7 protein-coding genes and 1 pseudogene are annotated in these 15,140 nt (G+C 71.1%); 5 read left to right on the forward strand and 3 right to left on the reverse strand.

Features of this window, described 5'->3' with window-relative positions; genetic code table 11:
* Positions 1-827, forward strand: a pseudogene (locus QN350_RS16470) (hypothetical protein); the annotation flags it as partial.
* Positions 828-922: 95 nt separating this feature from the next.
* On the opposite strand, the gene QN350_RS16475 reads toward QN350_RS16470, so the two are convergent.
* Genes QN350_RS16475 through QN350_RS16485 form a run of 3 tightly spaced genes read right to left on the reverse strand, consistent with a single transcriptional unit; the run spans position 923 to position 3,707 of the window.
* Positions 923-1,723: an HAD-IIA family hydrolase gene (locus QN350_RS16475; RefSeq protein ID WP_134446205.1), complete on the reverse strand. Its 801-nt coding sequence runs from the start codon at positions 1,721-1,723 to the stop codon at positions 923-925.
* 42 nt (positions 1,724-1,765) lie between these two features.
* Positions 1,766-2,434, reverse strand: coding sequence for a metal-dependent transcriptional regulator (locus tag QN350_RS16480; RefSeq protein ID WP_323503498.1), 669 nt, complete (start codon positions 2,432-2,434; stop codon positions 1,766-1,768).
* Positions 2,435-2,444: 10 nt separating this feature from the next.
* On the reverse strand, positions 2,445-3,707 hold the full coding sequence (locus tag QN350_RS16485; RefSeq protein WP_281533713.1) for an Nramp family divalent metal transporter: 1,263 nt from the start codon (positions 3,705-3,707) through the stop codon (positions 2,445-2,447).
* 92 nt (positions 3,708-3,799) lie between these two features.
* Between QN350_RS16485 and QN350_RS16490 the strand changes: the two genes are divergently transcribed.
* The 4 genes from QN350_RS16490 to QN350_RS16505 all read left to right on the forward strand — a co-directional run bounded on the left by QN350_RS16490 (position 3,800) and on the right by QN350_RS16505 (position 14,779).
* Complete coding sequence (locus QN350_RS16490) at positions 3,800-4,444, forward strand: TrmH family RNA methyltransferase (protein ID WP_322138647.1); 645 nt, start codon at positions 3,800-3,802, stop codon at positions 4,442-4,444.
* 219 nt (positions 4,445-4,663) lie between these two features.
* Entirely contained in the window at positions 4,664-13,087 is an 8,424-nt protein-coding gene (locus QN350_RS16495) for a hypothetical protein (RefSeq protein WP_322138648.1), read from the forward strand.
* Positions 13,088-13,103: 16 nt separating this feature from the next.
* Positions 13,104-13,472, forward strand: a complete 369-nt coding sequence (locus QN350_RS16500; RefSeq protein ID WP_322138649.1) for a DUF4440 domain-containing protein — start codon at positions 13,104-13,106, stop codon at positions 13,470-13,472.
* 182 nt (positions 13,473-13,654) lie between these two features.
* Positions 13,655-14,779, forward strand: a complete 1,125-nt coding sequence (locus tag QN350_RS16505) for a Vms1/Ankzf1 family peptidyl-tRNA hydrolase (RefSeq protein WP_322138650.1) — start codon at positions 13,655-13,657, stop codon at positions 14,777-14,779.
* Positions 14,780-15,140: the final 361 nt, after the last annotated feature.

Below are 15,140 nucleotides of genomic sequence, written 5' to 3' on the forward strand. Positions count from 1 at the left end.
GGCCTGCCGGCGTCGCGGATGCGTCGACCCCGGCAGGCCCCGGCGCTGGTTTCTTTTCGCGTCGCTCACAGGGGGTCGGCGGTCCGGCAGACGGTGCCTCAGGCACGGGCACGCCAGGTACCAGCGGTTCCGGGACCACGCCTGGATCCGGTACGAACGGTTCCGGTGTCGGCGGGTCGGGTGCAGGCGGTTCAGGGAGCGACGGCACTGGGCCTGGCAAGGGCGGGGCATCCGCCGAGCACAGCGGTCTGCCGAAACCCCTGATCTGGACCTCGATCGGCCTGCTTGTCGTCGTGGTTCTCTTCGGGCTCTTCATGCTCGGGCAGCGCCTCGTGGGCTCCCCGGCGTCGACCGTCGCCGCCTCAGCCTCGGAGACCCCGACTCCGACCCCGACGCCCACGCCGACTCCGACACCGACCCCGGCACCCACCGCCGCGCAGCCGGCCGGCGTGCACGCCTGGCAGACCCTCTTCGGCGGCGAATGCCTGCAGCCGTACGTCTCGCCGTGGGAGGAGACCTTCACGGTCGCCGACTGCGCAGCCCCGCACCAGGCGCAGCTCGTCTATCGCGGCCTGTTCCCCGGGGATGCGACGACGCCGTTCCCCGGTGAAGCGGCGCTCGCGGCGCAGATCAACCTGCTCTGCAGCGCTCCCGGCGTGATCGACCTCGCGGCCGCGGCCGCGTACCCCGACGTGCAGGTGCAGGGCAGCTACCCGATCACGGCCGCGCAGTGGGCGGACGGCCCGCACCAGTACTTCTGCTTCGTGAGCCGGTCTTCCGGCGACGGCATCACCGGGAGCCTGGCCGGTCCCGGCCCCACCGCCTGACCGGTAAACTCCGGCCGACTGTGGCCGGAACGGACAACTGCGGCCCGTATGCCGGCAACAGTTGTCCGGTGCGGCAACAGTTACGCAGGGCGGGCTTAGATCTCGTCGGACTCGACGGGTTCCAGGGAGACGAGCTTGTCGACACCGGAGATGATCTCGTCCGGGCGGAACGGGTAACGGCTGACCTCGGCCTCGTCACTGATCCCGGTCATCACGAGCAGCGTGTACAGGCCCGCCTCGATGCCCGCGACGATGTCGGTGTCCATCCGGTCGCCGATCATCGCCGTGTTCTCCGAGTGTGCGCCGATCTTGTTCATCGCCGAGCGGAACATCATCGGGTTCGGCTTGCCGACGACGTAGGGCTCCATGCCGGTCGCCTTGGAGATGAGGGCGGCGATGGCACCCGTCGCGGGCATCGGGCCGTCCGCGCTCGGTCCCGTCGCATCCGGGTTCGTCGCGATGAACCGCGCCCCGGCAAGCAACAGGCGGATGGCCTTCGTGATGGCCTCGAACGAGTAGTTGCGGGTCTCACCCACGACGACGTAGTCGGGGTTGGTCTCCGTCATGATGAAGCCTGCCTCGTGCAGTGCCGTCGTGAGGCCGACCTCGCCGATCACGAAGGCCGTTCCGCCGGGCATCTGGCTTTTCAGGAAATCGGCGGTCGCGAGAGCCGAGGTCCAGATGCGCTCCTCGGGCACGTTGAGCCCGGAAGCGCGCAGCCGGGCGCTCAGGTCGCGGGGCGTGAAAATGGAGTTGTTGGTGAGCACGAGGAACGGCGTCCCCGCGTCGCTCCACTGTTGAAGAAGCTCGGCGGCCCCGGGCAGCGGGCTGTTCTCGTGGACCAGCACCCCGTCCATGTCGGTGAGCCAGCATTCGATCTCGTCACGGCGTGTCATTCGGCGCTCCTCGGGTTCCCTTCCAGAGTAGCGGTCGATGGTTCACTCAACCACGGGAGGCAGGGTGAGCCAGATCGACATCGCCTCTGCGTCAGAGAGGGGACGGATGTCTCCGCCAGGCAGCCGCACCAGCCCCGGTTCCCGCACCTCGAGTTCTGTTCCCGGTACGATGCCGTCGCGAGCGAGGCCGCGGAGCACCACGGGATCCCGATCGCTCACCCGCAGCACGACGCTGACCAGGCCGGGGTCGGCCCGGTCGACCGTGATCCCGGCGCGCGCTACGACAGTGCCGTCCGCCGAGGGGATCGCGTCGCCGTGCGGGTCGACGACCGGCCGGCCGAGGCGTTCGTCGATCGCGTCCATCAGCCGATCGGAGAGGGCGTGTTCGAGGACCTCTGCCTCAACGTGCACCTCGTCCCAGTCGTATCCCATCTCCCGCACGAGCCAGGTCTCGATCAGTCGGTGCCGCCGCACGACCGCGCTCGCGCGCAGCGCACCGACAGGGGTGAGGGCGAGCGGCCCGTACGGCACATGCGTGATGAGGCCGGCGGCGGCGAGTTTCTTCACCATCTCGGTGACCGAGGAGGGCGCCACCCCGAGCCGGGCTGCGAGGACCGAGGGCGTGATGCGCTCTGGCTGCCATTCGGTGTGGGCATAGATGGTCTTGAGGTAGTCCTCGGACGCTGGAGTGCTCAGCCCGTTGTGCTTCATGGCGGGGGACTCAGGCGCCGATCGTGATCAGCACGAGGAGCACGACGTTGAGGGTGATGAGCAGGAGCGCGGCGACGCACCCGGCGAGGGTCGTGAACCAGCGGTTCGTGTACTCGCCGAGGAGTTCGCGCCGTGACGTGAGCCAGACGAGCGGGACCAGCGCGAACGGGATCCCGAAGGAGAGCACGACCTGGCTGAGCACGAGGGCCTCCGTCGGGTCGAGCCCGATCGCGAGGATGATGAGCGCCGGAATGAGCGTGACGATCCTGCGCACCAGGAGGGGCAGCCGCAGGTGCAGCAGCCCGTGCATGATCTCAGCGCCGGCATACGCGCCGACGGAAGTCGAGGCGAGCCCGGAGGCGAGGAGACCAACCGCGAACACGGTCGCGACGATCGGCCCGAGGCTCGTCCGGAGCGCGTTGTACGCGCCGGGCAGCGAGTCCGTGCCCGGGACGCCCTGCAGTGCGGACGCGGCCAGGACGAGGAGGGCCACATTGACCGTGCCGGCGAGCACCATCGCGAGGGTGACGTCCCAGCGGGTGCCCCAGAGCAGGCGGCGCGTGGTCGGCTGGTCGTGGACACCCGGAAAACGGTCGCGGGCGAGAGCGGAGTGCGCATAGATCGCGTGCGGCATGATCGTCGCACCGAGGATCGACGCCGCGAGCAGCACCGAGTTGCTGCCCTCGAACCGCGGCACGAGGCCGGCGAGCACGCTCGCGGGGTCCGGCGGGGCGAAGAACACCCCGGCGGTGAACCCGATCGTGATCACGCACAGCATCGCGACGATCACCTGTTCGAAGCTCTTCGCCCCGCGCCGGGCCTGTGCGGTCAACACGAGCATCGAGACCGTGCCCGTGATCACGCCACCGAGCAGCAGCGGCAGCCCGAACAGCAGGTAGAGCGCGACCGCGCCGCCGATGATCTCCGCGAGGTCGGTCGCCATCGCGACGAGTTCGGCCTGCAGCCAGTAGAGCCGTCGCAGAAACGGATGCCGGAACCGGGTCCCGAGGACCTCCGGGAGGCTCTGCCCGGTCACGATCCCGAGCTTCGCGGAGAGATACTGGATCAGCCACGCCATCAGGTTGCCCGAGAGCACCACCCAGACCAGCAGGTAGCCGAACCGGGCGCCCGCGGTCATGTTGCTCGCGACGTTGCCCGGGTCCAGGTAGGCGACCCCGGCCACGAGGGCCGGGCCCAGCAGCATGATCAGCCGGGTGGGCGCCGTGGGCAGGCGTGCAGCATCCGCGACGGTGCCCCCAGCAGTTTTAGGCATACCGAAATCATACCCGCGCCCCGCCCGTCCCGCCTCGTCCGTCCGCCCGTCCCTGTCCGCGAGAGTGCGCGGGCGCGGGATACGGTGGATGGGTGACTGAACCAGCGCTTCCCCCCGCCGCCCCGACTGTCGAGTTGTCGACGAACGGCGTCGGGCCGTGGCAGGGGGAGCTGCCCGAAGAGTCGTTCTACGACCCCGAACTCCTCGAGCACGGCGACACCCGCAACGTGATCGACCGGTACCGGTACTGGTCGATGGCCGCGATCGTCGCGGACCTCGACGAGAAGCGGCACCCGTTCCATGTCGCGATCGAGAACTGGCAACACGACATGAACATCGGCTCGATCGTGCGCAGCGCCAACGCCTTCGGCGCGGACACGGTGCACATCATCGGTCGCAAGCGCTGGAACAAGCGCGGGGCCATGGTCACCGACCGGTACCAGCACGTGTTGCACCACGCGGATGTCGCCACGTTCGTCCTCTGGGCGGCGAACGAGAACCTGCCGATCATCGCGATCGACAACGTTCCCGGCAGCGTGCTGATCGAAACCTTCGCGATCCCGGAACGCTGCGTGCTCCTGTTCGGCCAGGAGGGCCCCGGGCTGTCCGATGAGGCGATCGCCGCGGCGGACGCGGTGCTCGAGATCAGCCAGTTCGGGTCGACGCGCTCGATCAACGCCTCGGCCGCCGCCGCCGTCGCGATGCACGACTGGGTGCTGCAGCACCGCTTCAAGTAGCCGGTTCGCGTCGGCGGTCCCGGAGCAGGCGCCGCCCCGTTCTGGGGAGGGCTCCGCCCCGCACTGGGGTCGTCCAGGGGATGGACCGGCCGGAGACGCAGCCGGTAGCGTCTAGGAAACGTACTGGACAAGGTCGCTTTATAGCGTACCCGGGCACCCGAAATGCCCCGCGTACGCCGACACAGCGCTGCTCGTTTTGCTTACCCTGGAGTACCCGCCATGCCGCTTTTCAGCCATGCCATCGTGCCGCGCCACAAAAAGCGTCAGATCCTCTTCGACAACGGTTTCCTCGCCCCGGCCAGGGCGCACATCCGGCTCACGGCCGGTGTGCTTGCGGCCCTGCTCGTCGGGGTCGGCCTCACCGTCGGCGCCGTCGTCGCACCGGCGAGCGCGGCGGGCGTCGTGACGCTGACGGCCACGGCGACCCCCGGCATCCTCGCGGGTGAGAACGACAGCGTCACGCTCACCGCGACCGCCCCGGCCGGCGCGAGCACCGACTACTACAACCTCGCATTCCGCTACCAGCTGCCGGCCGGTGCGACCTACGTCGCCGGAAGCTCGGCGAGCAGCACCGTCCCGAGCCTGCCGGACCCCACCATCACGACGATCACCGACACCGTCGGCCCGCCCGCGATCACCCACCAGGTGCTCGTGTGGTCGAACATCGCCGACCTCGTGCACGACAGCGCCACAGGCTTCAGCTTCACGATCACCCCGGCTCCCACCGCCTTCCCGGTCGGCGCCCTCGTGCCGGGCGCCGCGGCCGTCTACGGCCAGACCGACCCGCGGCTCCTCGCGAAGTTCACGCCGGCGACCGGTGTCGTCGTGGCCGGCAGCTTCGCGATCACGGATGCCGTCACACCGTCCGCCACGAAGGTGTCGGCCCTGACTGTGACGAAGACCGAACCGAGCCCGGAACACGAGCTCATGCGCGGCGCCCAGGATCAGGCAACGGTGTACCGGATCGACACCCGTAACACCACCGTTGCCGCGACAACGGGCGTCAGTCTCGTGGACTACCTCCCGGCCGGCCTCGAATTCCTCGGCTGCGGCACCGTCGACAACAGCGCGCCGGGAACCGAGGAATACCCCGGTTCCGGGCGCCTGGGCTCGGCGACCGGCGGGACGAACTGCCTCAGCCCGACCCGCGTCGAAACGGTCAACGACCGCACCGGATTCGCCGGCCAGGTCTTCACGAAGGTCACCTGGGACCTCGGCACCCTCGCGGCCGGGTCCACCCGCACCGTGACATACGCCGCTGCGGTCCCGCTGCACGAGAACACCATGTGGGCCGGTGCCACCCCCGACCCGGCCTCGCGCCTGCAGGCGGCGGATCTCGACAACAACACCGGGGCATCCACCCGGCAGGAGGCGCCGGCCGCCGCTGGCCAGGGCCTCACCAACACCGCGATCGCCTCAGGGACATACACCGGCCCGGTGCTGACCCCGGCGGATGCCGCCGCGACTGCGAGCGACTCCGTCACCGTGAAGGCCATGGACCTCTCGATCGTGAAGACCGTCAGCTCGGCGACCTTCGTCGCCGACGGCACCGCCCGGTTCAGCCTGCTGGTGCGCTCCGGCGAGTACACGACCGACACCGCGATGACGATCACAGACACAGTGCCCAACGGCCTGTGCCCGATGGTGCCCACCTCCGTCGTGATCACCGGGCCCCGCGCCGGACTCGTCCCGGCCGGCTGTGCGACGGGCGGCGCCGTCACCGGCGCCACCGTCACGAGCGTCGTCGCCAACGCCGACGGCAGCTTCACTGTCGTGCTGGTACCGAACCCGACAAACCTCCCGGTCAACACGAGCCGCACGATCGGCTACGACGCCTTCATGTCCTCGAGCTACCTCGGCGACTCCCAGAACGGCCCGACCGTCGCCGGCGACAGCTTCCTCAACACCGTCGGCATCACCGGCACCACGACCGACGTGACCGCCGGCCTCGGCAGCACTCCGGTCACCGACGACTCCTCCGCCGGCCTCGCGTCGTCGGCACCGACCATCAGCAAAAAGGTGCTCACCCGCCCGGCGACCGGCGGGACCGCCGTCGACTGCGCTGCGGCCGCGAACGCCCCGAACTACACCGACACCCAGGTGCCCACCTACCACCTTGGCGACACGGTCTGCTTCCAGCTCACCGTCGCCTTCTCGACCTCCACGCGCACCCGCAACGCCCGCATCACCGACTTCACCCCGGTCGGCAGCGTCTTCGCGGGCTTCGCCCCCGCGACCGGCAGCACCGTCGCCGTGACCCCCGCCACCGGCACCCAGGCCTCCAGCCCCGCGGGCACCCTGCCGGCGGCCTGGAATCTCGGCACCGCCGACAGCACCGGCTCGACCGACCTCTACGTCGCCAAGGGCGCCACCCTCACCCTCTTCGTGAGCGCCCTCGTGACAGGCACCTCGGCGACCGCCGCCGTCGATATCACCGCAAACCTGATGAAGTACCGCCAGGAATCGACGACCGGCACCGTGCTCGCGCTCCGCGACCAGGTCGACTACGCCATCGCCCCCGCCCCGACCCTCTCGCTCGCAAAGATCGTGACGAAGGTCGGCAGCGCAACCCCCGCCGCACCGAACACCTCAGTGAAGGTCAAGGAGGGCGACGTCGTCACCTTCGCCATCGACGCGAAGAACACCGGAACCGCCGCGGCCGGCACCAACGTCCCCGTCGGCGCCGTTCAGGTCTGGGACGCCCTGCCCGCCGGCTACGACTGCACCAGCTGGGCCGTCGCTGCAATCACGCCCGCCGGCAGCTGCCTCAATCCGGCGGATGCCGGGTACCCGGCCACCAACGCCGCGCCCACGGGCCGCAGCGTGATCGTCTGGACCCTCGGCGGCCCGCTCACCCCCGGAGCGGCCGCGACCCGGCTCGGCTACACCCTGACCGTTCCCGCCGGGGTCAGCGTGTCCACGGTGTTCGCGAACGCGGCATCCGTCGTCTCCTTCACCTCGCCGAACACCACGGGCACCGACACTCCCTACTTCCCGAAGGGCTCGCTCAACCCCGCGCACGATGCCGACGGCAACGCCGTCCCCGCGAACGCGACCGCACAGGTCTACCTCGCCAATGCCGGCATCGCCAAGGCGGGCATCTCCCGCATCGTCGAGAACGGCAACACCGCCGCCCAGGCCGTCGCCGGCGAACTCGTCGACTACACCTTCTCGGCCACCGTTCCGGCCGGAACGACCGTGTTCAACGGCGTGCTCTCCGACAAACTGCCGACCGGCCTCACCATCCCCGCCGGCACCCTCGCGACCGTCTCAACCGTCCCGGCCGGCGGCGGCTTCAACCCCGCGACGGGCACCCTCACCTTCCCGGCGACCTACGACAACACGAGCGTCGCAGACCAGGTCTTCACGGTGACCCTGCCCGGTGTGCTCGTCGGCGTGAACCTCGCCTCCGGAAACCTCACCAACACCGCGACCTTCGCGAGCACGGTCACCCTCGGCGGCGTCGCCGTGACCCCGCGCACCGCGAGCAAGACCATCGCCGTCGTCACCCCGGCGCCCACCCTCGCCAAGATCGTCGACAAGCCGATCGCCCAGGGGAACGACATCATCACCGTCACCCTCACGGCCGGAAACCCGGCGACGAGCCCCGCAGCCTACGACTCGGTCGTCGTCGACTGCCTGCCCGCCGGACTCACCCTGCAGGGCTTCGGCAGCAGTACCGCGCCGGTCGGAACCGTGACCTCGAGTGCGCCCGGCACCGGCGTCGCGGCCAACGGGTGCGCGGTCGGCACGACCCGCCTCGGCTGGGTGCTCGGCGGCACGGGGGCGATCGCCGGCCCGGCCGCCGTCGTGCTGACATACACCGCCCAGGTCGCCCCGACCGCCGCCGGCCTCGTCACGTACAGCGGAACCGCCACGGTCACCGGCTCGACACTCAGCACCGGTGCCAACACCGCGGCCGTCGAACGGGTCGTGACCGCGACCGCGACCGCGGTCGTCACCGTCGATGGCGCGACGACCGTCAAAACCGCCGTCCCCAACGCCGTACCCGTCGGCGGCGCCGTCGGCTACACGATCACGGTCACCCTGCCGAAGAACGTCAACTTCTACAACGCGGCCGTCATCGACACCCTGCCCGCCGGTGTGAGCGTGGTGGCCTCGACCGCGACGATCTCCTGCCGCACGGCCTCGGGCACCGACTGCTCCGCCGACCTGCCCAACCGCCCCGCCTTCACACTCGCGTCCTCCGGCCAGAAGGTCGGCTGGTCACTCGGCACCGTGCTCTCCGCGCCCCAGGACCGCACCGTCACCGTGAACGTCGCCGGCACCGTGACGACGACGGCCGCGAACACCGCGGGAGTCATCCTCACCAACACGGCCGTCCCGCGCTGGAACGACCTGGCCAAGGCCGCCCCGGCCAACGCCGCCTCCGCCTTCGACCGCACCGGACCCATCGGGTCGGCGGCCATCACCGTGCTCGAACCCCTGCTCGGTGTCTCCACGACCGTCTCCAACCCGACCCCCGAACCCGGCCAGGCCTTCACCTACACCGTCATCGCGACCAACGCGAACGCGAGCACGACCGCGGACGCCTTCGCCGTGACCATCGTCGACACCCTCCCCGCCGGCATCGACCCCGCGAGCGTCACGAACATCTCCGCCGGAGGCGTGCTCTCCGGGAACACCGTGACCTGGACGATCCCGACCATCGCGAAGAACGCCTCCGTCTCACGCACCTTCGACGCCCGCCTCGCGCCCTCGCCGACGCTCGGCACCGGCGCCATCACGGCGACCGCGAGCATCCCGAGCTACGCCTCCCTCGCGAGCGGCGGCCGCGTCTACACGGTCAACCCGCCGACAGCGACCGTCCCTGTCACGCCGCGCTTCCCGCACGTGACCCTCGCCACCTCGGCGACGAACGGCACGCTGGCCTACGTCGGCACACCGTTCGGCTGGACCCTCACCCTCGTGAACACGGGCACCGGCACCGCGGCGACCGTGCTCCCCACCGACACCCTCCCGGTCAACTGGGTCTACGTGCCCGGCTCCGGGACCGTCTCGATCGGCGGAGGCCCGTCCGCAGCCCTCGCCGACCCGGTCCTCACGACGGTCGGCGGCGTGCAGACCCTGGCGTGGGCCGCGCTCACCGCGGTCGCCCCCGGAACGACCATCGACATCCGCTTCGCCGCCCAGCCCACCGGAGCCGCGACCGTCACCCCGGGAGCCGGCGCCGGCATCCCGCACACCAACACCCTGAGCGCAGTGGTGACGGATGCGACCGGCGCCACCGGTCACGCCGGCCCGGCACCCTATGCCGAGGCCCCCGTGACAGCGACCGCGCACCTCGATTCGGCGGACGTGCGGCTCAGCAAGACCGCCGGCGGTGCCCTTCTCGCCGGCACGACCACCCCCGGCGCGTTCACCCTCACTGTGAGCAACGCCGGGACCGATCCGGCCGTCGGAGCAGTCGCCGGCCACAACTTCGTCGTCACCGACACCCCCGCGCAGCCGCTTCCGGCCGGAATCGTCGTGACCGGCGCCTCCGGGGCGGGCTGGAGCTGCACGGTGCCCGATGCGGCCTCGGGAGTCTTCACCTGTGAGCGTCTCCTGGCGAACGAGACGCTCGCGGCGAACGCGAGCTTCCCGGCCATCTCGGTCGCCGTCGCCGTGGCGCCGGGAGTGCCGGCCGGCGTGAACCTCGCCAACTCGGCCATCGTCGCCGCCCGCACCTTCGACCCCCAGCCCGGCAACAACACCGGAACCGCGACGGCGCCCGTCACCACGAGCGCCGACCTCGGGGTCACCAAGCTCGTGAGCGGCTCCTTCGCCGCCGGAGACACCGCGACCTGGACCATCGACGTCACCAACGCCGGCCCGTCGACATCGGCCGGCCCGATCACCGTGACCGAGACCCTGCCCGGCCACGTGTCGCAGGTCTCCGTGACCGGCGCCGGCTGGACCTGCGACACCGGCGTCACTCCGGTGAGCTGTGTCTTCGCCGGCGACCTCGCCCGTTCCGCCACCTCGCGCCTCACTGTGACGGCCACCATCGACTCCGGCTTCACCGGCAGCCTCACCAACACGGCAGCCGTCAGCGGGACGACGCCGGACCCCAACCCGGCGAACAACGTTTCGGCCGCGACCCAGCCGGTCGATAGCGCGACGACGCTCTCGATCGCGAAGACGCTGAGGGATGCCGAGCTCGTTCCCGGAACGGATGCGACCTATCGTTTTTCGGTCACGAACACCGGACTCGCCGACGCCCGCACGGTGCGCGTCGTCGACCCGCTCCCGAATGGACTGACCTTCGTGCGCCTCGGGTCTGGCACCCCCGGCGCCTGGACCTGCTCCGAAACCGGCACCCTCCCGTCGACCATCGGCTGCGCCCTTACCGGAACCCTGCTCCCCGGCTCCGGGGCCACCCAGACCGTCGACGTGATCGTGCACGTGCCGGGCAGCCTCACCGGAACCGTTGTCAACACGGCGACCGTGACGGCCGACAACGCACCGGATGCGACCGACGACACCAACACCGCGCTCACCGGCAAGGCCGACCTCGGCATCCTTAAGACCCACCGCTCCGGCCCGGTCACCGCGGGAACTGACCTGGACTATTCCCTCACGGTGACCGACTTCGGGCCCTCCGACGCCCCGGCCGGCACTATCGTCACCGACCACGTCCCCGCCGGGCTCGTCGCCCTGGGCGCCGACGGCGGTGCCGCCTGGACCTGCGCACCGCCCGCCGGAGCGGAGCTCAGCTGCACGAGCACCGGCATCCTGCCCGTCGGCGCGACCTCGGCCGGTATCACGGTCAGTGTGGGAATCCCCGCGGACGCCGGGCCCGCCGTCTTCACCAACACGGCAGACGTGACCGGTGTCCTCGACGAACCCGCGCCGAACCTGCACCCCAACACCGCGAGCGACCCGACGGACGTCACCGACCTCGCTGACGTCACGATCGTCAAGACGATCACCCCCGCCGCAGGCACCGTCGTCGCCGGGGACAGCATCAGCTACGACCTCACCGTCACCAACGCGGGGCCCTCAACCGCGGACGCGCTCACGGTCTCCGACTCCCTGCCCGCGGGCTTCACCGCGACCGCGATCAGTGGCGCCGGCTGGGCCTGCAGCCTCGTGAGCGCGAGCTGCACCCGCGCCACTCTCGGCGTGACGGACTCCGTCATCTCCGTCACGGCAGCCGTCGCCTCTGCGGTGCCGGACGGCACCCGGGCGGTCAACTCGGCGACCGTCGGCTGGACCGACAGCCGTTCCTCGTCGCACACCGACACCGACAGCGTGCCCGTCACGGTCGTCGCCGTCGCAGACCTCGAGCTCGTGCAGTCGATCGCGACCGCAGCACCCCTCGCCGGGGCGGATGTCGTCTTCGACTTCGCGCTGCGCAACCTCGGCCGCTCGGACGCGGTCGGCCCGATCACGGTGACCGACGTCCTCCCCGTCGGTCTCCGGTTCCGGTCGAACACCGCAGGCTGGACGTGCACGGCGGTGCCTGCCGCGAGCATCCCCGCGAACACCGCGCAGACCGTCACGTGCACGCTCGGTGACGTGGGGGCCGGCACGGCAGCCGGCCTCGTCGCCGGCGGGACCGCCGCTGCGCTCTCGATTACCGTCGGCACCGACCCCGCCCTCGGCGCCGTCACCCTCGACAACCCCGGGGTCGTCGCGACGCCGACGACCGAAACCACCCTCGCGAACAACCCGAGCCCGGTGCAGATCGTCTTCGCCCGGAGCGCGAACCTGTCCATCGTCAAGACCCACACCGGCACGGGCGCGATCGGCGGCGCGACCCCGTTCACGCTCGCCGTGTCCAACGCCGGCCCCTCGAGCGCCGTCGGCGTGCACGCGGTCGACACCCTCCCCGCCGGGCTGACCTTCATCGACGCCGCCGGGAGCGATTCCGCCTGGTCGTGCTCCGCCGCGGCATCCGCCCGCCTCGGCGCAACGGATGTCTCGTGCACGCTGTCGACGCCCCTTGCCCCGGGTACGCACGCGCCCGCCCTCGTCCTGAACGTGCTCGTCGACGTGCGGGCGTTCCCGTCCGTTGCGAACGTCGCCGTGGTCTCGGCCGTGACCGCGGACCCCGACCCGACCGATAACACGTCGACCGACCCGCTCGACGTCGCCCCGCTCGTCAGCCTCTCGGTCAGCAAGCACCACCTCGGGCAGGCCGTGATCGGGTCGAACCTCGACTATCTCGTCTCCGTGACGAACACCGGCGCCACCACGGACCCGGGCGGGTTCACCGCGGTCGACGCGCTCCCGGCCGGGCTCAGCTACGTCGGCAGCCACGGCGACGACGTGAGCTGCGCCGCCACGGCCGCCGCCACCGACGCGGGCACGCCCGGCTCCGACGCGTCGCTGGTCACGTGCACCTTCGCCGGGGCACTCCCGGTCGGGGCGACCCGCACGGTCACGATCACGGTGTCCGTGCTGGCCGCCGCGTTCCCGACCGTGGTCAACACGGTCACCGCGCACAGCCTCTATGGCGATCCGGCCGCCCCCGCGGCCCAGGCGAGCGACACCGCGACCGTTCTGAAGGCGCTCGCGCACACCGGAATCGACCTCCCGGTCGAGCTCCTCGCCCTGCTCGCCCTCCTCGCGCTCCTGCTCGGCGCCGCGCTCCTGTTCACGAGTCGCCGACGCCGCGCCCAGCATGCCGAATAGGGGCTAGCGTTGCAGTATGACTGCGATCACTGACGATCTGCCCGCCCGCCTGCTGCACGAAGAGCGCGAGGGCTGGGACGCGATCCTTGCCCGCCGCGCCGGGGACTACTACTGGCGCACGATGACGCGCGATGCCCTGCTCGTGCTCCCGGGAAACGTGGTCGCCCGGGACGCGGTCGCCGCGTTCTTCGAGGCTCTCCCGCAGCTCGACGGCTACGAGCTGCACGACCCCGCCGTGATCCGGATCAACGACCGCGCGGGCATCCTCGTCTACCGGCTCGTCACCCGCCGCGGCGACGAAACCACGGAGTCGAGCGCAGCGACGACGTACGTGTTCCAGAACGGCGGCTGGTGCGTAGCCCTGCACCAGCAAAGCCCCGTCTAACCCCGTACCCAGTCCGCGAAAGCGAGTGAATCGTCGGTATGAGCGTGCCATAACGACGATTCACCCGCGTTCGCGAGCGGACGCTGGGCGGCTTGTGGGCGCCCGGGAGCGGGTTTAGCTTGGGTGGATAGGGGTCCCGCAAGGTCGGGGGAGCCCGGGTAGCGAAGAAGGGACCTGAGTCAATGGCTGACTTTGGAAACGAGGGCCTCGCGGAGCTCTACCGCCGGCCCGGTGACGCATCCACCGTCTATGTCGACGTCACGCAGGATCGTGAGGACCCGAGACGCACCTCGAGCCTGCGTCATCGCTCCGTGCGCGAGGCGCTCGCGGATGCAGGCGCGCCCGATGCCGATGCCGACGCCGTGATCGACCGGATCGAGGAGCCACCCGGCAGGCCGGGCAAGGTGAGCCGGCTGCTCGTGGTGCGGAACGGCCTCGTCGAACTCGACGAGTTGCTGCCCGGCGAACCGCTCGGCGAGCTGATCGTCGCGCACGGGCCGGTGCCTCACCTGCTGCCGCTGCTCACGCAGAGGCCGCGCGACCTGACCTACATCATCGCCGAGGTCGGGCGCGACGGCGGAGAGATCCGGCAGTTCCGGCTCAGCCGAACCGGCGCGGTCGCCGAGGAGGAGATCGAGGGCGACACCGAGTACATCACCAAGGTGCAGGGGGGATTCCTCTCCAACTCGCGGTACCAGCGCGACACCGAGGAGATCTGGAAGCGCAACGAGGGCCAGATCGCCGACGCGATCGACGAGATGGTGCGCACGAGCGGTGCGGAGTTGCTGATGCTCACCGGGGACGTGCGCGCGCGGCAGCTGTTGGTCGCCCAGCTCGCCCCCGCGAGCAGGGACATCCTCGCCGTGGTGCCGACGAACACCCGCCCCGGCGGCGCAACGACCGATGAACTCGAAGCCGACCTCGACCGGCACCTTGCCGCGATCCTCGCCCAGGACGAGTACGACGCCCTCGAACGCCTCGACACCGGGCGCGACGACGGTCTCGCCGAGGCCGACTTCGCCGCCGTGGTGCGCGAGCTGCAGCAGGGCCAGGTCGAGGTGCTTCTGCTGGCTGCGGGAGCGCTGCCCGAGGCGACCCTGCTCGCGCTCGACCGCGAGCCCTGGGTGGCGTCGACCGAAGCGGATGCCCTGGGCGCGGCCGTTCTCGGAGCCGTGCCTGCCGCAGACGCGCTCGTCCGTGCCGCGTTGCTCACCGACGCCCGCGTGGTCGTGGTGTCGCCGGGGGAGCTGCCCGGCGGGAGCGGGGCCGCCGCCCTGCTGCGCTGGTCCACCCTCTCGACCCACTGAGCCCGGCCGCTGCCGCGCTGCCGCGCCGGTTTCGGCAAGCCGCGCCGGTTCGTGTGCGCGTCCGCGCCGGTTCCGGCAGGCCGCGCCGGTTCGTGTGCGCGTCCGCGCCGGTTTCGGCAGGCCGCGCCCGCCGTTTCGGGTGCGGCTTGCGCATACCGGCGCGGTCGTGGGGTGGACTGGCGGGAGTGGCTGCCAGGGTGTCCGGGCCGGGCGGATGCTGGGGGTCGGGGTGGAAGCATCCGGTGCCCGTTGTTGCCCGTTGCGGTTCACGGGCGCGCCGGTTTCGGCAGGCCGCGCCCGCCGGTTCGGGTGCGGCCTGCGGAAGTGGGCGCGGGCGCGGGTCGCGAGCGGCGGCATCCGC

Source organism: Cryobacterium sp. 10I5, assembly GCF_035019865.1.
Lineage (GTDB): Bacteria > Actinomycetota > Actinomycetes > Actinomycetales > Microbacteriaceae > Cryobacterium > Cryobacterium breve_A.

Bases quoted from the DNA above. Each gene is read 5' to 3' on its own strand.
- QN350_RS16475 (WP_134446205.1), bottom strand. From the start codon at position 1,723: ATGACACGCCGTGACGAGATCGAATGCTGGCTCACCGACATGGACGGG.
- QN350_RS16480 (WP_323503498.1), bottom strand. From the start codon at position 2,434: ATGAAGCACAACGGGCTGAGCACTCCAGCGTCCGAGGACTACCTCAAG.
- QN350_RS16485 (WP_281533713.1), bottom strand. From the start codon at position 3,707: ATGCCTAAAACTGCTGGGGGCACCGTCGCGGATGCTGCACGCCTGCCC.
- QN350_RS16495 (WP_322138648.1), top strand. From the start codon at position 4,664: ATGCCGCTTTTCAGCCATGCCATCGTGCCGCGCCACAAAAAGCGTCAG.
- QN350_RS16500 (WP_322138649.1), top strand. From the start codon at position 13,104: ATGACTGCGATCACTGACGATCTGCCCGCCCGCCTGCTGCACGAAGAG.
- QN350_RS16505 (WP_322138650.1), top strand. From the start codon at position 13,655: ATGGCTGACTTTGGAAACGAGGGCCTCGCGGAGCTCTACCGCCGGCCC.